Below are 24,218 nucleotides of genomic sequence, written 5' to 3' on the forward strand. Positions count from 1 at the left end.
AATCCGGCGTGTGGGGGACAGATGGGCATCGAGGTCGTACTCGTGGTGCTGGCCGTGGTCGTGCTGCTCATCGGCGGCACGGTGTTCAGCGCCTGGCGGGCCGAGCGCGGCGAGGAGAACGAAGACGACTGACCGATCGGCCCGGTCGCGGGTCGGCCGACCGGCCGATGGGCGCCCGGGCCGTCCGGCTCTTCGACCGAAGTGACCGCCGGGCAAGATCCATAACGTCGGTGGCATGACGAACGCACAGGTCACCGCCCTGCAGTACGGGCTCATCGGCTTCTTCGCGCTGTGGACCGTGGTGCTGGTGCCGCAGCTGATCACCCAGCTCGCGCGGCACAGCGGGCTCCGGCTGCGCGCGATCGTCAGCACCGGCGCGGTGCTGTTCTACACGTGCATGACCCTCGCGGTCGTCTTCCTGCCGCTGCCCGGCCCGGGCACCCGGCGGCTCAGCCAGACGGTGCAGCTGCACCCGTTCCAGTGGATCGCCGACATCCACACGGAGATGCTCAAGCACGGTTCGGAGTGGTTCCTGACGCAGACGTTCCAGCAGGCCTGCCTGAACGTGCTGCTGTTCGTCCCGCTCGGGGTGTTCGCGCGGATCCTGTGGCGCCGCGGCCTGACCGGCACGGTCCTGATCGGCTTCACGGCGTCACTGCTCATCGAGATCACGCAGGTCACGGCCAACTTCGGGACGGCGCCGTACGTCTACCGCATCTTCGACGTCGACGACCTCATGAACAACACGTTCGGCGCCGGGGTCGGCTGGGTGTTCGGCGCGCTGCTGCTGGCCCTGCTGCGTTCACCGGTCCGCGTGCAGCCGGCTCGGCGCGAGCGGGTCCACCTCGCCCAGACGCGCTAGCCGCGCCTTCCGCTGCAGCGCCGCCCGCTTGGCGGCCCGCCGATCCTCGAGCACGACAACGAGCGCGGCGACGGCCAGGATGAGCGCGACCAGCCCGAGGATGATCGGAAGCTGCACGAAATCCTCCTCGGTACGGCGCTGTGCGGGAGATCACAACAGGTTACGCAGGTCCGTGGTCACTTCGCCACCCCCCGCGACGATCACGGGCGGCGAACCAGTTCCGGTCAGCGGTGAGCCAGCCGTCGAAGGTGAGATCGGCGGAGGTCAGGACGGTATCCAGGCCGAGGCGGCGGCAGGTGAACTCTTGGTTCCAGCGGCGCCCGCGCGCCGCGTACCGGACCGTCGCCGAGAGCAGGTCGCCGTCGCGGGTCACGTCGGCCAGCTCGAGCTCCACCTCGCCCAGCCGGCCGCCTTGGCCGGACAACACCGTGTCGAACCACTCGGGCGGGTGCCACTCGACGATCAGCCGCCCCTCCGGCGCGAGGTGACGCCGCGCGGCCGCGAGCATCGCGCGGCGATCCGCTTCCCGCTCGGTGTTGATCAGGTGGCTGCCGAGCAGCACGGCGTCGAACGTCCGCCCGAGCCGCAGGTCGGCGATCCGCGCGCAGACCGTCTCGGCGCGCACGTGCCGGAGCATCGCGGGTGAGTCGTCCACCGCCACGACCTCGTGCCCCAGCTCGACCAGCGGGTGGGTGACCCGGCCGGTGCCACACCCCAGCTCCAGGATCGACGCCCCCGGCGGCACGGCACGGTGCACGATCTCCGGCTCACCGGCCGGCGGCAGCAGCAGGTAGACCTCGACCGAACACCCGTCCGCGGTGACCTCCATCCCTCGAGCGTGCCGGAAACTGGACCCGTGAGCACCCGACCCACCAAGGACCAGCTGGCCGCCCGGTCGAGCAGCCTCGGCCAGCTCGACGAACGGGCGCTCGCCCCGGCAACACGCGGACGATCTCCGGCCCGGCCGAACTCTTGGTTCCGGCTTCAGCGGCCTCCACCCTGAGCGTGCCGGAAACTGGACCCGTGAGCACCCGACCCACCAAGGACCAGCTGGCCGCCGCGCACAACACGACCATCGCCGATGTCATCGCGCCCGGTCTCGACGTCCTCTTCTGCGGGATCAACCCCGGTCTCTACTCCGGCGCCGTCAACCAGCACTTCGCGCGGCCCGGCAACCGCTTCTGGCCCGCCCTGCACGCCGGCGGCTTCACGCCACGCCGCTACGCGCCCGCCGAACAGGAGCAGCTGCTCGAGCTGAAGCTCGGCATCACCAACGTCGTCGCCCGCACGACCGCCCGGGCCGACGAACTCACCGGCGACGAACTCCGCGAAGGCGGCAAGCTCCTCGAAGCGAAGGTCCTCGAGTACCGGCCGCGGTGGCTGGCCGTCGTCGGGATCACCGCGTACCGGACCGCGTTCGGCTTCCCGAAGGCGCGGGTCGGGTGCCAGGACCACCGGATCGGGGACACCCACGTGTGGGTGCTGCCGAACCCGAGCGGCCTCAACGCGCACTGGACGCCGGCCGGGCTCGCGGCCGAGTTCGGGCGGCTGCGAGCCGCATCCGGTGAGCGTCGAAATCGTTGAACGAAGAGCGGGCAACCCTCAGTAGCGCCAACCGCCCCATCGGGGCCGCTCCACCCCACCCGAACCGTCACTTCAAGATCGTCTTCTACCTAGAGTTTGCTGTGACCGGGCGATTAGGCCATGAGGGGGAGATGGCGTCATGAGCTGCGCAATCGCGACTCGTACCCAACAGGAGGAGTCACTTTTGGCCGGTCCCGGCAGGGGGAACCGGATGGTGCCGGACGCGTGAACCGAGGGGTCGCGTCAGGCGTCCCAGGAGTGACGGCGCAGAGACGGAGGCCCACGATGCACGGCATCGAGCCCACCCGCAGGCCGATCGGGCCGACCGGACCCGGCGGGCGAAGTCTCGGCGTGGCGGTCGTCGACCCGGTCCCGATCTTCCGCGACGGCCTCGCCGCGCTCGTCCACCGCAGCCAGGGGCTGCACTGGGCCGGGCAGGCGGCCAGCCACCACGCCGCGCTGCAGCTGTGCGAGCAGGTCAAACCGGACGTCGTCGTGCTCGACTCGGCGCTCGACCCGAACTGCCACCTGACGAAGCTGCTCAACGCCGGCGACCCGGCGCTGATCCTCGTCACGCTCATCCGCGACACGAACCGCACGCAGCAGTACCTGGCGGCCGCGATCGCCGCCGGCGCGCACGCGATCGTGCCGCGGTCGATCGACTCACGGCGGCTCGCCGAAGCGATCCGGCGCGCCCACACCGAACGCCGGTACATCGACCCGGCGCTGGCCGCGCTCACCGCCCGGCCGAAGCGCTCGACCGTGCCGAAGGACGGCCTCGCCCACGACAGCCCGCCCGCGCCGCGTGGCGGGATGCCGCTGTCCCGGCGCGAGTACCAGGTGCTCCAGCTGGTCGCCGAGGGTCTCGAGAACTCGGCGATCGCGAAGCTGCTGTTCCTGTCCGTCGAGACGGTCCGGACGCACGTGAAGAGCATCCTGCGCAAGCTCTCCGCGCGGGACCGGACGCACGCCGTCACGATCGCCTTCCGCGGCGGGATACTGGTCGCCCGCGCGGAGGACGGTCACGTGCCGGTGACTGCCGACACAACCGCGCTCCCGGGGCAGCGTTGACCCGGTAAACGTGCGGATTTTCGTACTCGGAAGTGCGGATCTGCTTGCTCCAGTTACCCGCAGGTAATATCCTGAAGTTACCGGCGAGTAAGGCGAACATGTGCCCGGCCGGGGAGCCGAACACATTGGAGTGACGACATGGGCCACTACAAGAGCAACGTCCGAGACCTGGAGTTCAACCTCTTCGAGGTCCTGGGCGTGCAGGAGCGCCTGGGCAAGGGTGTGCTCGCCGAGTCCGACGAGGCGACCGCCCGCGGGGTGCTGTCCGAGCTGAACAAGCTCGCGACCGGTCCGCTCGCCGAGTCCTTCGCCGACGCCGACCGCAACCCGCCCGTGTACGACCCGAAGACCTTCAGCGTCAAGATCCCCGAGTCGTTCAAGAAGAGCTACCAGCAGCTCATCGAGGGCGAGTGGTGGCGCCTCGGCCTGACCAACGACCTCGGCGGCTTCGGCCTGCCCCCGACCGTGCAGTGGGCCGCCTCCGAGCTCATCCTCGGTGCGAACGCCCCGCTGTTCATGTACATGGCGGGCCCGAACTTCGCGATGATCGTCGACAAGAACGGCACCGAAGAGCAGAAGCACTGGGCGCAGCTGATGATCGACCGCGCCTGGGGCGCGACGATGGTGCTGACCGAGCCGGACGCCGGTTCCGACGTCGGCGCGGGCCGCACCAAGGCCGTGCAGCAGGAGGACGGCTCCTGGCACATCGACGGCGTGAAGCGGTTCATCACCTCGGCCGAGCACGACATGAGCGAAAACATCATGCACCTCGTGCTGGCGCGCCCCGAGGGTCCCGGCATCGAGACCAAGCCGGGCACCAAGGGCCTTTCGCTGTTCCTCGTGCCGAAGTTCCACTTCGACACCAAGACCGGTGAGCTGGGCGAGCGCAACGGCGCCTACGTGACCAACGTCGAGCACAAGATGGGCATCAAGGCCTCGACGACGTGCGAGCTGACCTTCGGCCAGCACGGCACCCCGGCCAAGGGCTGGCTGCTCGGCGAGGTGCACGACGGCATCGCGCAGATGTTCCAGGTCATCGAGTACGCCCGGATGATGGTCGGCACCAAGGCCATCGCGACGCTGTCGACCGGTTACCTCAACGCGCTCGAGTACGCCAAGGACCGCGTCCAGGGCGCCGACCTGCCGAACATGCTGAACAAGGCCGCCCCGCGCGTCACCATCACGCACCACCCGGACGTCCGCCGCTCGCTGATGCTCCAGAAGGCGTACGCCGAGGGCCTCCGCGCGGTGTACCTCTACACGGCGTCGTTCCAGGACCAGCTGTGGACCGGCGAGGGTGACCAGAAGGTCGCGCACGGCGTGAACGACCTGCTGCTGCCGATCGTCAAGGGCGTCGGCTCCGAGCGCGCCACCGAGCAGCTCGTGCAGTCGCTGCAGACCCTCGGCGGGTCCGGCTTCCTGCAGGACTACCCGATCGAGCAGTACATCCGCGACGCCAAGATCGACTCGCTGTACGAAGGCACCACGGCGATCCAGTCGCTGGACTTCTTCTTCCGCAAGATCGTCCGCGACAAGGGCGCGTCCCTGGCCTTCGTCGCCGGCGAGATCACAAAGTTCATCGAGTCCGAGGCGGGCAACGGCCGGCTCAAGAACGAGCGCGGGCTGCTCAAGCAGGCCCTCGAGGACACCCAGGGCATGCTGGGCTCGCTGATCGGCTACCTGACGTCGTCGCAGGAAGACCCGCAGAACATCAACAAGGTCGGCCAGCACACGGTCCGCCTGCTGATGTCGGTCGGCGACCTGCTCATCGGCTGGCAGCTGCTCAAGCACGCCGAGGTTGCGATCGGCAAGCTCGACGCGGGCGCGTCCGCCAAGGACGTCCCGTTCTACGAGGGCAAGATCGCCGTGGCGTCGTTCTTCTCGAAGCAGGTGCTGCCGGAGCTGACGTCGCGCCGGGCGATCGTCGAAGCCGCCGACAACGCGCTGATGGAGCTGGACGAAGCCGCTTTCTGACAGGTCACGAAAAGGGCTCTCCCCGTGTGGGGAGGGCCCTTTTCGCGTTTCGGCGCCGCGCTACGGGGGCACTCCGCTCACCGAGTCCGACGGACCCGAATGGCCGGGTCCGCGGATCCCTGAGAGGAGCAAGTGATGACTGTTGCCGGCATCGTCAGCGCACTCATCGTCGGGCTGATCATCGGTGTCCTCGGCCGGCTGGTCGCACCCGGCAAGCAGAGCATCCCGATCTGGCTGACCATCGTGATCGGCATCATCGCCGCCTTCATCGGCACGGCCATCGCGCGTGGTCTCGGGTACGCCGACACCAACGGCATCGACTGGCTCGAGATCCTGACGCAGGTCGTCCTCGCCGCCATCGGCGTGAGCATCGCCGCCGGCGCCTACGGCCGCCGCGGCGTGACCAGGTAGGCACTCAGTCGAAGACCCGGCCCGGTCCGGTCCGCTGTCGGGGGCGGACCGGGCCGGGTCTTCTCTTTCCCGCCTCACTCCATCGGGGGTCAGCGCGCGCGTCGCGCCCGGATCGGTGCGACCGTGGCGCTCATCGCCTATCCGAGGAGGCAGCTGTGCTCGGCGGACTTTGGGGCATCATCTCGACGATCATCGTAGGCCTGATCCTGGGCGTGCTGGGCCGGCTGTTCGCACCCGGCGACCAGAAGATCCCGATCTGGCTGACCATCGTCGTCGGCATCGTCGCCGCGTTCATCGGCAACTGGCTGGCCGGGGTGTTCGGCGTCCGCGACACCGCGGGCATCGACTGGATCCGGCACATCTTCCAGGTCGTCGCCGCGGTCGTCGGCGTCATCGCGGCCTCGGCGATCTACGCCAAGGTCAAGGGCGGTCACCGCACTACCGCTTGAGCGAAAGGCCTGCGCCGACGAGCAGCAGCGCGGCGGCGCAGGCCATCGCCGTGGTGATCGCGGTCGCCGAAGACGTCACGGCCAGGGTCAGGAACAGGCTGCCGAACGTGGCCACGCCGACGACCTGCCCGAGCTGCAGCGTCGTGGTCAGCAGGCCGCTGACGTCCGCCGCGCGCTCGAGCGGGACGTGCGTCAGCGCGTTCACCATCAGGGAGCCGAACGCCGGTCCCATCGACAGGCCGAACAGCAGCAGGGCCACGAAGAACAGGGTCCCGCCGTCGCGGCCCAGACCGAGCAACGCGTAGGCGACCGCGGATCCGACGTAGCCGCACGGGGTCAGCCAGGCGTGGACGCGCTGGGGCAGCCGGTTCCAGAAGAACCCGCACAGGCCGAAGACGACGCCGCCGGGCGCCATCGCCAGCCCGGCGGCCATCGCCGTCTTGCCGAGGCCCGACTGCAGGTGCAGCGACACGCAGAAGAGGAACCCGCCGTAGGACGCGACGCCCGCCGCGAGCGTCGCCAGTCCCGGGGCGACCCCGCGGATCCGGAGGACGGCGAGGTCGACCAGCGGGTCGGCCACCCGGCGTTCGACGACCACGAACAGCACGGCGAGCAGCGCGCCCACCGCCATCGAGGCGAACGTCCAGGCCGGCCAGCCGGTTTCGTGCCCGAGCACCAGCGGCAGCACGACGAGCACGACAGCCGGCACGGCGATCGCGAGGCCCGCGAGGTCGAGGCGGCGGCCGGCCTTCGCGACGCAGCCGGGCACCAGCTTGGCGGCGAGCACGGCCACGAGCACGCCGATCGGGACGTTGACCAGGAAGACCGGCCGCCATCCCGCGCCGAACAGGTCCGCCCCGACGAGCACGCCGCCGAGCACCTGGCCGGCCACGAACGCGACCGAGATGACCGCGGTGTACGCGCTGAGCGCCTTGGCCCGCGCGGCGCCGGTGAAGCGCGCCTGGATGAGGCTGATGACCTGCGGCATCATCAGCGCGGCGCCGGCGCCCTGGGCGATCCGCGCGACGATGAGGATCGTTTCGCCCGGCGCCAGGCCGCAGAGCAGCGAGCAGACGGTGAAGGCGATCGTGCCGGTGACGAACAGCCGTCGGCGGCCGTACAGCTCGCCGAGGCGGGCGCCGGTGATGAGCAGCATCGCGTAGCCCACGGTGTAGCCGGACACGACGAGCTGCAGCGCGGCGCCGGACGCGTGCAGGTCGGTGCGGATGTCGGTCATGGCGACGTTCACGACGGTGACGTCGAGCAGCGCCATGAACTGGCCGAGCAGCAGGACGGCCAGCATGAACCACGGTCGCCGGTCGGACCGGACGGCCCGGTCGGTGGCCGGGACAGGGGTGGTCAGAGTCATGGCTCCGACCTTGGGGTTCCACGGTTGTTTCCGGAGAGAGCCTGGGGATGCTGGTACTGCCAGCACCTGCTTCGTCCGCTGAGCCGTCCAAAACTGTCGTACCCCTCGGGCACGATGTCCGCATGACCCAGACGCAGGTCCACACCAGCCGCCGAGAGGAACTCGGCCAGTTCCTCAAGGCGTGCCGGGCGCGGATCGGCCCGGCGGAGGTCGGGCTCGCGCCCGGCCCCCGGCGTCGGCTCAGCGGGTTGCGCCGCGAGGAGGTGGCGCTGCTCGCCGGCGTCGGCATCACCTGGTACACGTGGCTGGAGCAGGGGCGGCCGATCAACGCGAGCGCGCAGGTGCTCGACGCGGTGGCGCGCACGCTGCGGATGGACCACCCGGAGCGCGAGCACCTGTACCGGCTGGCGGAGCTCACGCCGTCGCGGCTGCCCTCGACCGTGGAACTGGTGCCGGACACGGTGCGCGAGGTGCTGCGCGCGCTGGATCCGTTGCCCGCCACGGTGGTCAACGGCCGGTTCGACATCCTGGCGTCGAACGCGGCGCAGGAGGAGCTGTTCTGGGAGTGGCACAGCCTGCCGTGCCTGCACAAGAACCTGCTGTGGTGCTGCGTGACCGAGCCGAACGCGCGCGGGTTCTTCCTGAACTACGACGAGGAGGTCCCCTACATGGTCGCGCGGATGCGGGCCGAGTACGGCCGGCACGTCGGCGACCCGTCCTGGGAGGAGGACATCCGCCGGCTGTCGGCGCTGAGCCCGGAGTTCGCCGGGCTGTGGGCGCGGCACGAGGTCGCCGAACCCCAGGCCCGGCTGCGGCGGCTGAACCACCCGCAGGCCGGCCGGCTGAACCTCCGGCTGACCGAGCTGGCGGTGTCCGAGGCGCCGGGCCTGCGGATCCAGGTGTCGACTCCGGACGACCCGGCCACCTGGGCGCTGCTGCCTTCGACGCGGAGGTCGTCATGACGGCACTCGAGCTGAACGGCCAGGGGCTGACGTCGTTCCCCGCGCTGCCACCCGGGCTCACCCGCCTCGACCTGTACGACAACGCGCTCTCGGCGGTGCCCGAGTCGCTGTGGGAGCAGACCGGGCTGGAGGTGCTCAACCTCGCGACGAACCGGCTTTCCTCGCTTCCCCCGGGGATTTCGGCGTTGAAGTCGGTGCACACGCTCGATCTGGCGCACAACCGGTTCGACGTGCTGCCGGATGAGCTGGGTGAGCTGGCGGGGCTCACGGAGTACCTGTACGTCAGTGACAACCAGCTGACGGAGTTCCCGTCGGCGTGGTGCGGGTTGGGTCGGCTGCGGTACCTGGGGTGCACGGACAACCACGTTTCGGCGCTGCCTTCGGACCTCAGCGGGTTCTCTTCGTTGCGCGAGCTCCGGTTGTACCGCAACAGGTTGACGGCGTTGCCGGACTCGATCGGCGCGCTCGGCGCGTTGCGAGAGCTGCACCTGCGCGGAAACCAGCTGGCTTCGCTGCCGTCGTCGATCGGCTCGCTGGCCGAGCTGCGTCAGCTCGACCTGCGGGAGAACGCGTTGACGACGTTGCCGGCGTCACTGGCTTCGCTGTCCAAATTGGACAAGCTGGATCTGCGGTGGAACAAGCACTTCCGGGAGCCGGCGTGGCTGCGCGACTTCGAGGAGGCGGGGTGCATGGTCCTTCGCTGACAACTCAACAGAGGATGGTCGGGCGCGGGCCGTAGGTCGCGGTGTGCGTCGTCCGGCGGACTTCGGCGCCGCTCGCGACGTCGTAGAGCACGCGGGTGTCGGTGACGCTGAAGCCGGGTGTGCCGATCGAGGGCGCGCAGGGCTCGGTGCCCCCGAACTGCACCGGTGGGGGATCTCCGGGCGTCTGCGCGCCGGTCTGGCTCTCGACGCGGTAGTGGCGGGTGCCCCAGATCCGGACGGTCACGGAGTCACCGGAAACGGTGGCCTGGATGGCGATCCCGGTGGGCGAGTCGTTGGTCAGCTGGAGCTCGACGGGGCTGCCGTCGGCGTTGACGGCCTTGGCGTCGCGGCCGGCGGGGTAGCGGTCGAGGTAGTGGTCGTGTTCGAGGTGGCCGCCGTCGGCCAGGCCGGCGAGGTAGCCCGCGTTGTACAAAGTGGACGCGAGCTGCGAGACGCCGCCGCCCACCACGGCGGCGCCGGTGCCGTCCTCGTCGACGGGCGCGGGCACGTAGCCGTTGTCGGCCGTGCGCGGGCCGGAGCGGCCGCCGAGGCTGAAGGTCTCGCCGGGCTTGACGATGGTGCCGGAGACGCGGGCGGCGAGCGTCCGGTTGTTCGTCGCGGCCGGGCCGGCGAGGCCACCGGTGGTGAACTCGCCGATGACCTCCTTGATCCCGAGCGCCCCGGCGGCGTCGGTGGTCACGGCCGGCTTCGACGCGCTGTAGACGACGGGGAGATCGCGCCCGTCGGTCTTCTTGAGGACGTCGATGAGCGGCAGGAAGGTCTTCTCCCAGTTGACTTTCCGGGCGTCTTCGGAGGGTTCGACGGCCGGTTGGTCGCCGGTGAAGACGATTTGCGCGTTCCGGCCATCGGTTTCGGTGCTCGCGAGGCCGTCCTTGAGGGCGGCCTGCAGCTTGCCCTGGTCGATGCGGACCTCGACGGCCCCGCCCTCGACGGCGGCGAACTGGAACGAGCCGGCGATGGCGTCGGGCTTGAGGGGGACGTCCTTGCCCTGCCCGTGCACGACGACGGGCTTGGCGACGGCGGGCTGCACGATCTGCCGGAAGGCGGCCTGCACCCCGGCGGCGGTGGCCTTGACGGGGGTGATCGCCATCGGCAGGTCGACGCCACCGCGGTCGAGCCAGTGGTCGGTGACGGTCCGCACGGCCCGGTCGAGGTCGGTCAGCTGCTGGCCTTGCCGGGGCAGGATCGGGTAGGGGGTGACGCCGCCGTCGCTGCCCTGGATCGGCATGAACCCGACGGCGCCTTCGGTGGCGGCGTGGTTGATCTTGCCGTCGGCGAGCGCCCGCACGGCCTGGCTGATCTGGCCGGGATCGGTCCGCGTCGCGACGCCGACCTCGCGGCTGGTGAAGAAGGACATGATCCGCGTGATCGGACTGAGCGGCTGGTGCCCGGCGAGGCCGAGGGTGTTGGGCCAGTCGAGCCCAAGCCCGGACTGCGCCGGCACGAGCTCGGCCCGGACATCCCCGCCCCGGACGAGCACGGGCCGGGTGAGCCGCGGCTCGAGCTCCTTGCGCAGCTTCGCTTCGGCCTCGGCGTGGGTGAGCCCGCCGACGTCGATCCCCGCGACGGTGACCCCACGCGGCACGTCGCCGGCGCTGGCGATGAGATCGATGGCGTAGAGGATGACGAAGAGCCCCAGCGCGAGCCCGATGACCATCATCGAGCGCGCGAGGCCCTTGCGAAGCTTGCGAGCGGGCGTTTCGGGCGGCGGCGGGAGCGCGGGGGTTTCGAGAAGCTCACCGAGCAGGTCATCGGCGAAGAGATCGGTGCCGGCGACGGGTTCCGGCCCGGCCGCTGGCTCGGCTTCGGGTGGCGAGGTCTCGGCATTCACGAGCGTGGGCTCGGCTGCGGACGGCTCGGCCGCGGCAATGGGCGGCTCGACCTCAGCAGCGGGCAGCTCGGCAGCGGGCGGCTCGGCCTCAGCTGCGGGTGGCTCGGCAGCCGAAGCCTCTTCGGCCGCGGGTTCGTTCTCCGCGACCACGTCTTCAGCCTGCGACGGCGCCGGCTCGGGTGCTTTGTCGCGCTCCGCCACCTCGTCGTCCGCCACGCCCCCGCCTACAGGTAGAGCCCCGTTCCGTGCTCTGTGCGCTCCGTCGCCGTCGCGTGGATGTCGCGTTCGCGCATCACCAGGTGCCCTTCGCCCTGGATTTCGACCTCGAGCTGGTCGTCCGGGTTGAAGAGCACGCGGTCGCCCACCTTGACGTTCCGCACGCTGTTGCCGACGCCCAGTACATCACCCCACGCCAGCCGGCGCGCCACCTGCGCGGTGGCCGGGATCACGATGCCACCGCTGCTGCGGCGCTCGCCTTCTTCCGGGGACAGCCGCACGAGCACCCGGTCGTGCAGCATCTGGATCTCGAGTTTCGGCCCGTCAGACACGGCTCGAATGCTACTCGGCGGGCTCACCCGCCATGACCAGGCTCAGCTCCCGCGCCCCGCCGGCCTCCAGCCGCACCGGCACGCCCCAGTCCTGGCGGGTGATGCGGCACGCCGGGTGCTCACCGCCGTCGTCGCAGCTCGCGGCCTGCGCGACGACCTGCAGCACGCCCTCGGTGACCCCTGCGGCGAGGCGGATCTTCCTCGTCAGGTCGGTGCCGGTGCCGTCGCCGCCGGCCAGCAGCGAGGGCGGCGACGCGCTGATCTCCAGCCGCGTCGACGGGCCGAAGCGGTCGTCCAGCTTCTCGCCCGGCGGCGCGGTGAACACCACCGAGAAGTCGATTTCGCCCGGCGCGAGCACGGTCGGCGGCCGGCGCACCGCGTGCGCGTCGCCGGTGACGACCGTCGGCTCGGTCGCCGGCAGCGGGCCGACGCGGTTGCCCGCGGACTCGACCACCAGCAGCTCGCCGTCGTGCAGGAGCAGGCCCTGCGGCTCGGCGAGCCCGGTGGCGATCGTGGTCACCTCGCGGGTGAAGACGTCGAAGCGGCGGACGGCGCCGTTGTAGGTGTCGGCGATCGCGATCTTGTCGCCGGGCAGCACCGCGAGGCCGAGCGGGTGCTGCAGCAGCGCCTGGTCGGCCGGGCCGTCGGTGTGGCCGAACGAGAAGAGGTCGACGCCGATCGCGGTGTGCACCGTGAACGACTCGCCGTCGGGCTCGATCCAGCGCAGCGCCGACGTCTCGGCGTCGGCGAGCCACAGCTTGTCGCCGTCCGCGGCGAGGCCCGACGTCTGCGCGAAGAACGCTTCGCCGACGTCGCCGTCCTTGAGCCCCTCGACCGTCGTGCCGGCGAAGCGGCGGATGGCGCCCGAGACCGGGTCGAACACGCTCAGCGTGTGGTTGCCGGCCATCGCGACGACGATCCCGCCGGCCGGGCCGTACCAGGCGACGTCCCAGGGGCTCGTGAGGTCGACGTCGACGCCCTTGCCCGAATCCGGTCCGCTGCGCCACTGCGCGCCGGTGCCGGCGACCGTCCGGACTTCGCCGGTGATCAGGTCGAGCCCGCGCAGCCGGTGCCCGGCCGTGTCGGCGACGACGGCGTGGTAGCCGGCGCGCTCGGCGACGTCGTAGGGCAGCAGCGCGATGCCGGACGGCTCGGCGAAGGTCGCGACGTCGAACGGGCCGTCCTGCCCGCCGCGCTCGCCGCTGCCGAAGCGGCGGATGACCGTCTCGCCGTCCGAAGCGAACTCGACGACCGAGTGGTGGCCGGTGTCCGCGACGAGGACGCGCCCCTCGGCCGTCGCGACGGCCTTGCTCGGGAACCGCAGCTCGCTGTGCTGCTCCTCGACCGCCACGTACGGGCTGCCGCCGCGGCGAAGCGTCCCCTTCGCTTCGTGCTTCGCGACGAGGTCGGCGATGACGCGCCGCAGTGCCTCTTCGTGCCCTTCGCCCGCGGCGACGTGCACGACGTAGCCCTCGGGGTCGACGACGACGAGCGTCGGCCACGCGCGGACCGCGTACTGCGACCACAGCTCCATCTTCGGGTCGTTGACCACCGGGTGGTGCACGTCGTAGCGCCGGACGGCGGCTTCGATCGACGCGCGCTCGCCCTCGTGCAGGAACTTCGGCGAATGGACGCCGATCGTGACCAGGACGTCCGCGAACTCGGCTTCGAGGGGGCGCAGCTCGTCCAGCACGTGGAGGCAGTTGATGCAGCCGCTGGTCCAGAAGTCCAGCAGGACGATGCGTCCGCGCAGCTCGGCGAGGGTGAGCGGACGGCCGCCGGTGTTCAGCCAGACGTCGCCGCGCAGCTCGGGAGCGCGCACGCGGGCCTGCGGTCGGGGTGAAGTCACGGCAAGAGTGAACTACACGCGCTCACGCTGTGTTCCGAAGTCCAGCCGATGAGAGAACAAACTCACCCCATGGGGGTGCCCCGGGATGGCGGCGAAAAGAACGCGCGGCGGGCTGAGCCGCCGCTTAGGCTCACCTCATGACCCCCGTCCAGCCGGCCGGCGCCCTCACCCCCGAGGAGGCGCGGCACCTGCAGGAGAACCTCCGGGAACCCGTGCGTCCCGGGCTGAGCGAAGCCGAGCTCGACGACGTCGAGCGCCGGTTCGGTTTCCGCTTCGCGGCGGACCACCGGACGTTCCTGGCCGCCGGCGTCCCGATCGGCGACCGCTGGCCGGACTGGCGCTGCGGCAACGCCGAGCAGCTGCGCAAACGTTTGGCATGGCCGGTCGACGGGGTGCTGTACGACGTCGAGCACAACGGGTGCTGGCTGCCGGACTGGGGCACGCGGCCGGTCGGCCCGGAGGACGCGGTCCGCGAGGCCCGGCGGCGCCTGGCCGACGTGCCGCAGCTGGTGCCGGTCTGCGGGCACCGGTACCTGCCCGGCCTGCCGGACACGGTGGGTTACCCGGTGCTGTCGGTCTACCAGACGGACATCATCGTCTACGGCAGCGACCTGCGGGACTACCTGCGGCGCGAGTTCGCGACGGGCGGCATCAGCACGGCCCCGCCGGACGGCCCGCGGTACATACCGTTCTGGTCCCGCTTCATCGACTAGCTTCGGCGACCTGCTTCAGCCGGGCCAGGGTGGCGGCGATGTTGCCGGCGTTGGCCGTGTCCCGGTTCCAGACGCCGGTGACGGTCGAGGTCGGCACCTTGAACCAGGCCGGCCGCCGCTCCCACATGCTTTCGACGACGACGCAGCCTTCGCCGAGGGGTTCGAAGTCGTACTGCCAGCGCGAGACGGGCAGGCCGGCGACCGAGGTCACCTCGAAGCCGAACCGCCGCCCGGGATCGGCGTCGGTGATGGTGGACAGAGTGCTCCAACGCCGGAAGCCACGCCGGTTGCTCCCCTTGAACTTCGCCCCGACGACCGGCCCGGCGGCACCCCCGACCCACCGGTGCCCGGCGTACTCTTCGGCAACTTCGGCGAGCCGGCCGGGGTCACTGACCAGGGCGTACACGGCGTCCGGGGCGGCGTCGATCTCGATCCGGCCGGTGGCGTTGGGTGCGGTCATGGGACCTCCACGTCGAGGGACATACCGAGGGTATGTCAGAGACCGTGGTTATGTGAAGCCCTGTGGATGCCTTTCGGGTGATGTGGACAGCTGCGCGCTGCGGTGGCCTTCCAGGCCGTTGAGCGGGTGGCCTGCTTTGCGCTGATGGAAGCGGGAACAGGCAGCAGGGAAGCGGCCCGGCAGGTTGGGGTCGACTACCGGAGAGCGAAACGTCGGCGCGCCGAGGCCGCCCAGGCCGCAGTACTTCCACCGGCGCCGCCGGTGGTGTCGGCACGCTTTGTAAGCGTGCACGAGCGGATCCGGATCGCTGACCGGGTCCGTGAACCCCGGGGTCTCGCTGCGGGTGATCGCGGTCGTCCCCTCGGATTGCTGGTTGCGGTCCAGTTCCCGGCTGATCGTCGACACCGGACAGCCCAGCTCGCAGATCTCGCATCCGGCGGTGTCGGAGACCCTCTCCCGCTGCGGCGGCCCGGCGGGGATCGCCAAGGCCGGCCGCCGCAAGCTGACCGCGCTCGGCGAGCAGGCCGTCACCGTTCCGGGCACCGCCGACGCGGACACCGTGCTGCCGCGCCTGGTCGACAGCTTGAAAGGTTCTCCAGCAACGGAAAGAGGCTGCCGAGCAGGGTGAAGGGCGCACCCTCTTTCCGGGGTCCGCCGCTCGGGGTGGTGTCGGGAGTCCGGGCGGCCGGCACAGGGCTACCGCAATCTGGCCTTGTATCGGGCCAACACTAGAAAGCCGCAGAAAGGTCAACTCTCGCGGCGCAGCATCCGGCTGACCCCGGCCGCCACGGTGGTCGCCAGGATCCAGCCTGACGCCGTGAAGCCCGCGGCCACCCAGTTGTCCGGGCCGTGCATGTACCACCTCGACTTGTTGCCGAAGTCCACGATCGGGACCAGCAGGTCCGCCGTGTAGATCACCGGGTTCCACTGCAGCCCCGTGTCCTGCTGGTTGACCACGCACCGGTCGCCGTTCGCGATGATCTGGTGCGCCGGGTTCGACGCCGTCCAGTGCACGCAGTCGTCCGAGCGCAAGCCGAACCACAGGCTGCCCAGCACCAGCAGGGTGAACAGCCAGCCCAGCGCCCGCACCGGACGATATCCGTAGCCCACCATCGACCGCTGCAGCCAGCTCCACAGCCGCACGCCCGGGCCGAAGAACTTGAAGCCGCGGGCCAGCGCCTCGTACCTGAACTGCTGCTTGCGCAACGCCACCGTCGACGCGTGCTCTTCGTTGCCCGCCGCGCGGAGCATGTGGGCCAGCTGGTCGTACGGGCCGGGCCGGTAGCCGCGCATGGCCTTGCTCAGCAGCTCGATCCGGTGGTCCAAGGCCTTGTCGTCGGCCAGGGGGATGCCCTTGCCCAGTGCGTCGTAGCGGAAGTCCTCCAGCTCGATGCCGCCGGACGCCGCCCAGAAGGCCTCGTTGTCGGTCAGGGTTCCGCAGTGGGCCCGGCGCAGCACGACCCGGCCGGCGGGCGGGGCGCTCGGGGTCAGCGTGAACTCGTCCGCCGCGACGTCGCCCGCGTCGAGGGCCACCGCGAACGGGGGCAGCGAGCCCAGCTGTGAACCCCGCAGGTCCACGCGCCGGGCGACCTGGGCGCCGTCGAGGTTGACGCCGCCCTCCGCGACGAACGGGCGGCTGTTGTTGTCGCGCAGCGTCAGGTCGCGGCCGATCCGGCCCGTTCGGACGTCCAAGGAGAAACTGCTGGTCGCGCGCAGGCCCGGCTCCGTCAGCCGGGTGCCGGCCAGGTTGATCGAGCCGCCGACGTCGACGCCCTGCAGCCGCAGGGTGCCGTGGATCGTCGCGTCCGTGAGCTGGAAGTTCCCGGCGATCTTCGACCGGCGCGCGGAAAACACGTCGCGGCCCGGGTGGCGGAACATCGAGTTCCAGGCCAGGAAGTTGCCGCCGACCGTGACGTCGGCCAGGCGCAGCTGACCGGCCGGGACGCGCAGGCTCGTCGCCTCGATGTCGCCGCCGATCTCGGTGCCGTCCAGGTGCAGCGCGCGGTCGTAGTACGGCTGCGACTTGCCGCGCACGACGCTCACCTCGGCGCCGGCCAGCCGCAGCGAGCCGCCGATCCGGGCGTTGACCATGCGCAACGTGCCCAGCGCCTGCAGGCCGTCCGACAGCTCGACGTTCCCGTCGACGCGCATCCGGTCGAAGACCAGCGCCGGGCGCGGGTCGAGGTACGGGTCGTTCGACTTCCACGCGTCGACCGCGATCGGGCCGTGCTGCGACACCGTCAGCTTCGCCTCGCGCAGCACGATGTCACTGTCCACGGTGGCGCTCGGCAGGTACATGATCCCGGTCGCGGAGAAGCGTTTCCGCTGGCTGGCCGGCCCGTAGTTGTCGACTTCGCAGAGCAGGCTGCCGCCGATGTGCAGGCCGTTGCCGTTGAGCGCGAACCCGTCGGGGTTGTTGAGCGTGGCGCCCGAAAAGTTGACGTTACCGCCGGTCCGCAGGCCGGGGAGGCGGACTTCGCCGTTCGCGACCATCCGGTACGCCAGCAGCGCGCCGGTCAGCACCAGCCGGTCCGCCTGGATCGCCTTGCCGTGCGGGTGCGAGATGACCGTGCGGGTCAGCACCATCGACCCCTCGATCACCGCGTCGGTCAGGTTGACCGCGGCGTTCGGCATCCCGCGTTCGCGGTCGTCACCGCGCTGGACGGTGGTCTCCTCGATCTCGCGGTCGGCGCCGTCGACCTGCACGACGCAGCGGATCAGCCGGACGTCGTTGCGGCTGCGCATGTTGCGGGCCTTGAGCCCGGGCAGCCAGCACTTGCGGAAGACGAGCCCGAGCAGGTTCGCCTCACGCACGTCCGGCGGGTGCTCGAACCGGCAGCGTTCGAACCGGAAGAGGTACTTGAGGTCCGCGGCACGCAGGTCGAGCGTGCCGGTGATGTAGGCGTCCTCGACGTAGACGATCGGGGCGTTCGTGGCCGTCCGCCGCCAGCGCAGCAACCCCGCGTTGCCGGGTTTCAGCAGGTCGGACGCCTTGACCTCGTAGCGCCGGTCCGGGATGCCGCCGAACGGGTCGAGAGGGGGCAGCGCGCTTTCGGTCGTCAAAACGGCGGCCCCCTCCATCACCCGCTTTCAAACTAGCGAATCCGGACGCTTTTCGTCAGGCGTTCGGGTTCAACACCCGCGCGAGGAACGACTTGGTCCGCTCTTCCCGCGGGCTCCCGATGACCTGGTCGGGCGGGCCCTCTTCGACGACGACGCCGCCGTCCATGAAGAGCACCTTGTCCGCCACCTCGCGCGCGAACTGCATCTCGTGGGTGACGACGACCATGGTCATGCCGTCCTTGGCGAGCTGCTTCATCACGCCGAGGACGTCGCCGACGAGCTCCGGGTCCAGTGCGGACGTCGGCTCGTCGAACAGCATCAGCTTCGGCTCCATCGCGAGCGCCCGGGCGATCGCGACGCGCTGCTGCTGCCCGCCGGACAGCTGCGACGGGTAGTTCTTCGCCTTGTCGCCGAGGCCGACGCGGTCAAGCAGCTCCAACGCGCGTTGCCGCACCTGGGCCTTCGGCTCGCGCCGCACCTGGATCGGCGCCTCCATGACGTTCTCGAGCGCGGTCATGTGCGGGAAGAGGTTGAAGCGCTGGAACACCATGCCGATGTCCTTGCGCTGCAACGCGACTTCCTTTTCGCGCAGCTCGTGCAGCTTGTCACCACGCTGCTGGTAGCCGACGAGCACGCCGTCGACGTAGAGCCGGCCGGCGTCGATCTTTTCGAGGTGGTTGATGCAGCGCAGCAGCGTCGACTTGCCCGAGCCGGACGGCCCGATCAGGCAGAGCACCTCGCGCTCGTGCACCTCGAGGTCGATGCCCTTGAGGACGTCGACACTGCCGAAGCTCTTGCAGATCTTCTGCGCGGAAACGACCGGAGTCATCAGGCCTTCCCCCCTCCGCCGCTCGCTCCGGAGCCGAACCGGAAGCCCAGCATCCGGCCCGCCCACTTGTTCTTCGTGGCCTCGCCGCGCGAGGTGCCGCGGGAGAAGCGCTTTTCGATCTGCATCTGGACCAGGGTCAACACCGACGTCATGAACAGGTACCAGAGCGCGGCGACGATGAGCAGCGGCACCGTCTTCAGGTTCTGCGAGTAGATGGTCTGCGCCGCGACCATCAGCTCGAAGTACCCGATCGCCACGACCAGCGACGTCGTCTTCAGCATCGAGATCGTCTCGTTGCCGGTCGGCGGGATGATCACCCGCATGGCCTGCGGCAGGATGATCCGCCGCAGGGTCTTGGTGCGGTTCATCCCGAGCGCGCTCGCCGCTTCCAGCTGACCGTCGTCGACCGACTGGATGCCGCCGCGCACGATCTCCGCCATGTACGCGGCTTCGTTGAGGCCGAGGCCCAGCAGCGACGCCGTGAACTGCGTGATCAGGACGTTGGTGTCCCAGCTGACGAACGTCGGCCCGAACGGGATGCCGAGCCCGATCCGCGAGTAGGCCAGGCCGAGGAAGTTCCAGATGATCAGCTGCGTGATCAGCGGCGTGCCGCGGAACAGCCAGATGTAGATGGCCGCCGCACCCGAGGTCAGCGGGTTCGGCGACAGCCGCATGACGGCGAGCAGGATCCCGCCGATGATCCCGATCAGCATCGAGATCACCGTCAGGATCAGCGTGTTCTGCAGGCCGCGCAGGATCCGGTCGTCGAAGAGGTAGTCCCCGACGACCGGCCACTGCAGGGCGTCGTTCGTGATCACGCTGCGGACCACGATGAACGCCAGGAACAGGATGATCACCCCGGCCACCCAGCGCCCGTAGTGGCGCACCGGGACGGCCTTGATGGGCTCGGCGTCGATCGGCGCCTCGGGGGGAGGCGCTTCGGAGGAGCTCACGAACTCAGTCCTTTTTGACTCAGGAAGCCGGGTTGATCTCCGACTTGGTGACCGCGCCGGCCGCGGAGAGACCCCACTTGTCGAGGATCTTCTTGTACGCGCCGCTGTCGATCAGCTTCTGGACCGCGCCCTGGACGGCCTTGCCGAAGTCACCGCTGTTCTTGCCGAGCACGATGCCGTAGGGGGCGGTGTCGTAGGGCTCGCCGACGACCTCGAGCGCGCCGTTCGTCTGCTTCACCGCGTAGTCGACGACCGGCGAGTCGGCCAGCTCGGCCTGCACGCGCTTGGCGGTGAGGGCCAGGTTGACGTCGGTCTGCGCCTGCAGCTGCGTGATCTCGATGGCCGGCTTGCCGCCGCCGGTGCAGGCGGCGTTCTTCTTGTCGAGGTCCTCGACCTGGGTGGTGCCCTTCTGCACGGCGACCTTCTTGCCGCAGAGGTCGTCGACCTTGATGCCGTCCGGGTTGCCCTTCAGCACGCCCAGCGAGGTGCCGGCCTTGTAGTACGAGATCATGTCGACCGTCTGCAGCCGCTCGCTCGTGATGCTGAACGACGACATCGCCAGCTCGTACTTCTTCGAGCCGATGCCGGGGATGATGCCGTCGAACGAGGCGTTCTGGAACTCCATCTGCACGCCGAGCACCTGGCCGATGGCGGTGCCGAGGTCGACGTCGAAGCCGGCCGCCTTGCCGTTGTCCTGGAACTCGTTCGGCGGGTAGCTCTGGTCCTGGCCGACCAGGATCTTGCCGTCGGACTTGACGTCGGCGGGGACCATGGCGGCGAGCGCGTCGTCCTTGGCGACCGTGCCCACGTCACCCGATCCGGTGCCGGGGGCGGCAGCCGAGCTGCTCGTGCCGACGTCGCCGGCGCCACTCCCGCCCGCGCCGCAGGCCATGGTCATGCCGACCAGGGCGAACGCAGGCAGCAGGGCGAGCGCCTTGAGGTGGGTTGCTCGGGCCACGTCGTCACTCCTCGTAGTTCTCAGTTCGTGAGAGCACGCATATTGCCACTCATCCATACCAAAGCACAGCACTGTCGAGTTACAGCGACGTTTCGCACCGCGCCCACCAGCGGGCGAGTGTCGCGCATGAGGCCTCGTGTGAGTGAGGATGTCGTTCATGAACCCCACCCCGCCTCGGCTGCCCCCGTCCGGTCGACGTGCGAGGAAGGTCACGACCCGCCGGATCACCCGGCCGGGCGCCCGGTTCGAGGGGTACCTCTCGCCGGAGCGGCCGCACGCCGGCGCCTACGACGAGATGTTCGCCCCGGACGGCACGGTCCGCGGCCCGTACCGCGCGCTGTACGAGTCGATCGCCGCGCTCGACGCGCACGACCTGCAGTCGCGGTCGCTGGCGCTGGACCGGGCGATGGTCGACCAGGGCATCACCTTCTCGCTGTCCGGGCAGGAGCGGCCGTTCCCGCTGGACCTGGTGCCGCGGGTGATCCAGGCGGCCGAATGGACGAAGCTCGAGCGCGGCGTCGCCCAGCGCGTCCGCGCGCTCGAGGCGTTCCTCGCCGACATCTACGGCGACCGGCAGATCCTGCGCGACGGCGTCCTGCCGCGGCGGCTGATCACCTCCTGTGAGCACTTCCAGCGGGAGGCGTTCGGCATCAACCCGCCGAACGGCGTGCGCATCCACGTGTCCGGGGTGGACCTGGTGCGCGACGAGGAGGGCACGTTCCGGGTGCTGGAGGACAACCTCCGCAACCCGTCCGGGGTGTCGTACGTGATGGAGAACCGGCGGACGATGGCCCGGGTCTTCCCCGACCTGTTCGCCCAGCACCGCGTCCGGCCGGTCGGCGACTACGCGTCGCACCTGCTGCGGGCGCTGCGCGCGGCGGCCGCGGCGAACGTCGCCGACCCGACGGTCGTCGTGCTCACCCCGGGCGTCTACAACTCGGCGTACTTCGAGCACTCGCTGCTCGCGCGGCTGATGGGCGTCGAACTGGTCGAAGGCCGCGACATGTTCTGCCGCGACAACGTCGTCTACCTGCGGACCACCGAGGGTGAGCGCCAGGTCGACGTCATCTACCGGCGCATCGACGACGAGTTCCTCGACCCGGTGCACTACCGGCCGGACTCGGTGCTCGGCATCGCCGGCGTGCTCAACGCGGCACGCGCGGGCAACGTCGTCGTCGCGAACGCCATCGGCAACGGCGTCGGCGACGACAAGCTCGTCTACACCTACGTGCCGGAGATGGTGAAGTACTACCTGAACGAGAAGCCGCTGCTGCCCAACGTGGACACCTTCCGGTGCTGGCTGCCGGACGAGTTCGAGCACGTCATGGCGCACCTGGACGAGCTGGTCGTCAAGCCGGTCGAGGGCTCGGGCGGGTACGGGATCGTCTTCGGGCCCGAGGCGACGCCGGCGGAGCTGGCCGCGCTGCGGCGGAAGGTGCGGGCGAACCGGCGCGGCTGGATCGCGCAGCCGGTGGTCCAGCTCTCGACGGTGCCGGCCAAGGTCGACGACCGGCTCGCGCCGCGGCACGTCGACCTGCGGCCGTTCGCCGTCAACGACGGCAAGGAGATCTTCGTGCTGCCCGGCGGGCTGACGCGGGTGGCGCTGCCGGAGGGCAGCCTGGTCGTCAACTCGTCGCAGGGCGGCGGGTCGAAGGACACGTGGGTGCTGGCCTCCCGGGCGTCGAGCGCCGAGCGGGAGCTGGAGCAGCCGGCGCTCGGCACGATGTCCACTGTGGACGGACTGGTCGCCGAGCAGGGACCGGAGCTGTCGTCGTCCCAGCAGCAGCAACAGCAGCAACAGGGTTAGGGAGGTTCGAATGCTCGCACGCAACGCGGAGTCGCTGTACTGGATCGGCCGGTACGTCGAACGCGCCGACGACACCTCCCGGATCCTCAACGTCTCGGTCCACCAGCTGCTGGAAGACGCGACCGTGGACTCGGACTACGCGAGCCGGCAGCTCCTGGCCGTCCTGGGCATCGACACGCCCGACGGCGACGCCCTGGACGTCTGGAAGCTGACCGAGCTGGTGGCGTACGCGAAGGACAACCCGGCGTCGATCGTCGGCTCGATCAACTCGGCACGCGAGAACACGCGCGGCGCGCGCGAAGTCGTCTCGACCGAGCTGTGGGAATGCCTGAACGCGACGTGGAACGCGGTGCCCGACCGGCAGCGTTACGCGCGGCGCGCGGGGCCGCACGCGTTCCTGTCGTTCGTGGAGGAGCGCGCGGCGATGTTCGCCGGGCTCGCCGACTCGACGATGTCACGCGACGACGGCTGGCTGTTCATGGTGCTCGGCCGGTCGATCGAACGCGCCGACATGGTGGTGCGGCTGCTGCTGTCCCGGGTCGCGGACCGCGCGTCGTCGCCGGGCTGGATCACGGTGCTGCGCTCGGCCGGCGCGCAGGACACCTATCTCCGGACGTACCGAGGCGCGTTGGACGCCGGGCGCGTCGTGCAGTTCCTGTTGCGGGACACGCTGTTCCCGCGTTCGGTGTTCCACGCGCTGCGGCAGGCCGAGGACTGCCTGCAGCGGCTCGACCCGGGTGGCGGCTCGCGCAGCAATGAGAAGTCCGAGGCGTTGCGCCAGCTCGGCCGGGCCCGCAGCGAGCTGGAGTTCCTGCGCGCGTCGGACCTGCTCACCAACCTGCCGGGGCGGCTCGGGGCGTTGCAGACGTCGATCAAGGAGATCGGGGAAGCGGTGTCGTTGCAGTACTTCAGCACGTCGCCGTGGGTGGCGTGGAGCGGTGCGGAGGTTTCGCTGTGACGTGGCAGCTGCGGGTGGCGCACCGCACGGGGTACCGGTACGCGACGCCGGCGACGCAGTCGTACAACGAGGCCCGGCTGACGCCGCGGTCGGACCGCCGCCAGACGACGGTGGCGACGCGCATCGAGACGACCCCCGCGACCCGCGCGTACCGGTACACGGACTACTGGGGCACGGTCGTGACGTCGTTCGACCTGCACGCACCGCACACGGAGTTCACGGTGCTGGCGACGTCGGTGGTCGAGACGGCGGACGAAGCCGAGCCGATCCGCACGGCGTCGTGGCCGGACCTGCGTTCGGACACGGTCGTCGACCACCGCACGGAGTACCTGACGCCGACGGACTACACGCCGCGTGATGCCGCGCTGGCCCGCGAGGCCCGCTCGTTGCGGCGCGGGCTGGATCCGGCGGAGTCGGTGCTGGCGGTGTGCGAGTGGGTGCACAAGCAGCTGAAGTACCAGCCGGGAACGACGGGCGTGCACTCGACGGCGACGGACGCGTGGAAGGCACGCGAAGGGGTTTGCCAGGACTTCGCGCACGTGACGCTGGTGATGTTGCGGGCGATCGGGGTGCCGGCCCGGTACGTTTCGGGGTACTTGCACACGAAGCCGGACGCGAAGCTCGGCGAGGTGGTCGAGGGCGAGTCACATGCCTGGGTCGATGTCTGGACCGGCGGGTGGTGGGCCTACGACCCGACGAACGCCATCGCGGTGGGGCCGCGGCACGTGTGGGTGGCGATGGGGCGGGACTATGCGGATGTGGCGCCGTTGAAGGGGATCTTCACCGGGGGTGGGCAGTCGACCTTGGACGTCTCGGTCCACCTGACCCGGCTGGCCTAGCGC

General features: G+C 70.3%; 24 protein-coding genes and 1 pseudogene. 13 read left to right on the forward strand and 12 right to left on the reverse strand.

The annotated features are described in order from the left end of the window. The first annotated feature begins 235 nt into the window (after positions 1-235). A complete protein-coding gene (locus M8542_RS30210; protein WP_257923662.1) occupies positions 236-862 on the forward strand; it encodes a VanZ family protein in 627 nt (208 codons plus the stop codon). Here the strand turns inward: M8542_RS30210 and M8542_RS30215 are convergent. After that, on the reverse strand, positions 803-979 hold the full coding sequence (locus M8542_RS30215) for a hypothetical protein (RefSeq protein ID WP_257923663.1): 177 nt from the start codon (positions 977-979) through the stop codon (positions 803-805). The two genes, M8542_RS30210 and M8542_RS30215, sit on opposite strands and share 60 nt — an antisense overlap. A gap of 43 nt (positions 980-1,022) precedes the next feature. Continuing rightward, a complete protein-coding gene (locus tag M8542_RS30220) occupies positions 1,023-1,691 on the reverse strand; it encodes a class I SAM-dependent methyltransferase (RefSeq protein WP_257923664.1) in 669 nt (222 codons plus the stop codon). Positions 1,692-1,885: 194 nt separating this feature from the next. On the opposite strand from M8542_RS30220, the gene mug reads away from it, so the two are divergent. The 5 genes from mug (at position 1,886) to M8542_RS30245 (ending at position 6,351) form a co-directional block, all read left to right on the forward strand. Beyond that, positions 1,886-2,446, forward strand: coding sequence for a G/U mismatch-specific DNA glycosylase (gene mug, locus M8542_RS30225; RefSeq protein WP_257923665.1), 561 nt, complete (start codon positions 1,886-1,888; stop codon positions 2,444-2,446). A gap of 285 nt (positions 2,447-2,731) precedes the next feature. Further along, positions 2,732-3,517 (forward strand): response regulator transcription factor, encoded by a 786-nt coding sequence (locus M8542_RS30230; RefSeq protein WP_257923666.1) that lies wholly within the window; start codon positions 2,732-2,734, stop codon positions 3,515-3,517. A 138-nt stretch (positions 3,518-3,655) separates the two neighbouring features. Further along, the gene (locus M8542_RS30235) at positions 3,656-5,491 is read left to right on the forward strand and encodes an acyl-CoA dehydrogenase (RefSeq protein WP_257923667.1); all 1,836 of its coding nucleotides are present in this window, start codon (positions 3,656-3,658) and stop codon (positions 5,489-5,491) included. 135 nt (positions 5,492-5,626) lie between these two features. Then, positions 5,627-5,902, forward strand: coding sequence for a GlsB/YeaQ/YmgE family stress response membrane protein (locus M8542_RS30240; protein WP_086671054.1), 276 nt, complete (start codon positions 5,627-5,629; stop codon positions 5,900-5,902). A 155-nt stretch (positions 5,903-6,057) separates the two neighbouring features. After that, positions 6,058-6,351, forward strand: coding sequence for a GlsB/YeaQ/YmgE family stress response membrane protein (locus M8542_RS30245; RefSeq protein WP_257923668.1), 294 nt, complete (start codon positions 6,058-6,060; stop codon positions 6,349-6,351). Here M8542_RS30245 and M8542_RS30250 read toward each other — a convergent pair. Next, entirely contained in the window at positions 6,341-7,720 is a 1,380-nt protein-coding gene (locus tag M8542_RS30250; protein WP_257923669.1) for an MFS transporter, read from the reverse strand. The two genes, M8542_RS30245 and M8542_RS30250, sit on opposite strands and share 11 nt — an antisense overlap. Before the next feature lie 122 nt (positions 7,721-7,842). Between M8542_RS30250 and M8542_RS30255 the strand changes: the two genes are divergently transcribed. Next, on the forward strand, positions 7,843-8,682 hold the full coding sequence (locus M8542_RS30255; RefSeq protein ID WP_257923670.1) for a helix-turn-helix transcriptional regulator: 840 nt from the start codon (positions 7,843-7,845) through the stop codon (positions 8,680-8,682). Continuing rightward, positions 8,679-9,386 (forward strand): leucine-rich repeat domain-containing protein, encoded by a 708-nt coding sequence (locus tag M8542_RS30260; protein ID WP_257923671.1) that lies wholly within the window; start codon positions 8,679-8,681, stop codon positions 9,384-9,386. Before M8542_RS30255 ends, M8542_RS30260 begins: the two co-directional genes overlap by 4 nt. Before the next feature lie 4 nt (positions 9,387-9,390). Here the strand turns inward: M8542_RS30260 and M8542_RS30265 are convergent, their stop codons facing one another. The 3 genes from M8542_RS30265 to M8542_RS30275 form a co-directional block, all read right to left on the reverse strand. Continuing rightward, on the reverse strand, positions 9,391-11,238 hold the full coding sequence (locus M8542_RS30265; RefSeq protein ID WP_372508643.1) for a VanW family protein: 1,848 nt from the start codon (positions 11,236-11,238) through the stop codon (positions 9,391-9,393). 224 nt (positions 11,239-11,462) lie between these two features. Then, positions 11,463-11,795 carry a GroES family chaperonin gene (locus tag M8542_RS30270; RefSeq protein WP_257923719.1) on the reverse strand — a complete coding sequence of 111 codons (333 nt, stop codon included), beginning with the start codon at positions 11,793-11,795 and terminating at the stop codon, positions 11,463-11,465. Between the two features lies 1 nt (position 11,796). Then, the gene (locus tag M8542_RS30275; protein WP_257923720.1) at positions 11,797-13,608 is read right to left on the reverse strand and encodes an NHL domain-containing thioredoxin family protein; all 1,812 of its coding nucleotides are present in this window, start codon (positions 13,606-13,608) and stop codon (positions 11,797-11,799) included. 164 nt (positions 13,609-13,772) lie between these two features. On the opposite strand from M8542_RS30275, the gene M8542_RS30280 reads away from it, so the two are divergent. Beyond that, positions 13,773-14,348 (forward strand): hypothetical protein, encoded by a 576-nt coding sequence (locus tag M8542_RS30280; protein WP_257923673.1) that lies wholly within the window; start codon positions 13,773-13,775, stop codon positions 14,346-14,348. Here the strand turns inward: M8542_RS30280 and M8542_RS30285 are convergent. Together M8542_RS30285 and M8542_RS30290 are read right to left on the reverse strand one after the other, a co-directional pair. Next, positions 14,338-14,808 (reverse strand): SRPBCC family protein, encoded by a 471-nt coding sequence (locus M8542_RS30285; RefSeq protein WP_257923674.1) that lies wholly within the window; start codon positions 14,806-14,808, stop codon positions 14,338-14,340. The genes M8542_RS30280 and M8542_RS30285 overlap by 11 nt on opposite strands. Before the next feature lie 48 nt (positions 14,809-14,856). Then, the gene (locus M8542_RS30290) at positions 14,857-15,213 is read right to left on the reverse strand and encodes a hypothetical protein (RefSeq protein WP_257923721.1); all 357 of its coding nucleotides are present in this window, start codon (positions 15,211-15,213) and stop codon (positions 14,857-14,859) included. Between the two features lie 16 nt (positions 15,214-15,229). On the opposite strand from M8542_RS30290, the pseudogene M8542_RS30295 reads away from it, so the two are divergent. Continuing rightward, positions 15,230-15,437, forward strand: a pseudogene (locus tag M8542_RS30295) (IS110 family transposase); the annotation flags it as partial. A 118-nt stretch (positions 15,438-15,555) separates the two neighbouring features. On the opposite strand, the gene M8542_RS30300 reads toward M8542_RS30295, so the two are convergent. Genes M8542_RS30300 through M8542_RS30315 form a run of 4 tightly spaced genes read right to left on the reverse strand, consistent with a single transcriptional unit; the run spans position 15,556 to position 20,578 of the window. Then, positions 15,556-17,871 (reverse strand): oxidoreductase, encoded by a 2,316-nt coding sequence (locus tag M8542_RS30300; protein WP_257923675.1) that lies wholly within the window; start codon positions 17,869-17,871, stop codon positions 15,556-15,558. Positions 17,872-17,926: 55 nt separating this feature from the next. Continuing rightward, positions 17,927-18,700 carry an amino acid ABC transporter ATP-binding protein gene (locus M8542_RS30305; protein ID WP_257923676.1) on the reverse strand — a complete coding sequence of 258 codons (774 nt, stop codon included), beginning with the start codon at positions 18,698-18,700 and terminating at the stop codon, positions 17,927-17,929. After that, positions 18,700-19,653 carry an amino acid ABC transporter permease gene (locus tag M8542_RS30310; protein ID WP_257923677.1) on the reverse strand — a complete coding sequence of 318 codons (954 nt, stop codon included), beginning with the start codon at positions 19,651-19,653 and terminating at the stop codon, positions 18,700-18,702. Before M8542_RS30310 ends, M8542_RS30305 begins: the two co-directional genes overlap by 1 nt. Positions 19,654-19,672: 19 nt before the next feature. After that, positions 19,673-20,578 carry an ABC transporter substrate-binding protein gene (locus M8542_RS30315; protein ID WP_276587320.1) on the reverse strand — a complete coding sequence of 302 codons (906 nt, stop codon included), beginning with the start codon at positions 20,576-20,578 and terminating at the stop codon, positions 19,673-19,675. A 181-nt stretch (positions 20,579-20,759) separates the two neighbouring features. Between M8542_RS30315 and M8542_RS30320 the strand changes: the two genes are divergently transcribed. The 3 genes from M8542_RS30320 to M8542_RS30330 are packed head-to-tail and all read left to right on the forward strand — an operon-like array spanning position 20,760 to position 24,215. Next, entirely contained in the window at positions 20,760-22,418 is a 1,659-nt protein-coding gene (locus M8542_RS30320; RefSeq protein WP_257923679.1) for a circularly permuted type 2 ATP-grasp protein, read from the forward strand. 10 nt (positions 22,419-22,428) lie between these two features. Then, entirely contained in the window at positions 22,429-23,376 is a 948-nt protein-coding gene (locus M8542_RS30325; protein WP_257923680.1) for an alpha-E domain-containing protein, read from the forward strand. Beyond that, positions 23,373-24,215: a transglutaminase family protein gene (locus M8542_RS30330; RefSeq protein ID WP_257923681.1), complete on the forward strand. Its 843-nt coding sequence runs from the start codon at positions 23,373-23,375 to the stop codon at positions 24,213-24,215. The genes M8542_RS30325 and M8542_RS30330 overlap by 4 nt, the downstream gene beginning before the upstream one ends. Positions 24,216-24,218: the final 3 nt, after the last annotated feature.

Origin of the sequence: Amycolatopsis iheyensis (assembly GCF_024703995.1) — a bacterium.
GTDB lineage: Bacteria > Actinomycetota > Actinomycetes > Mycobacteriales > Pseudonocardiaceae > Amycolatopsis > Amycolatopsis iheyensis.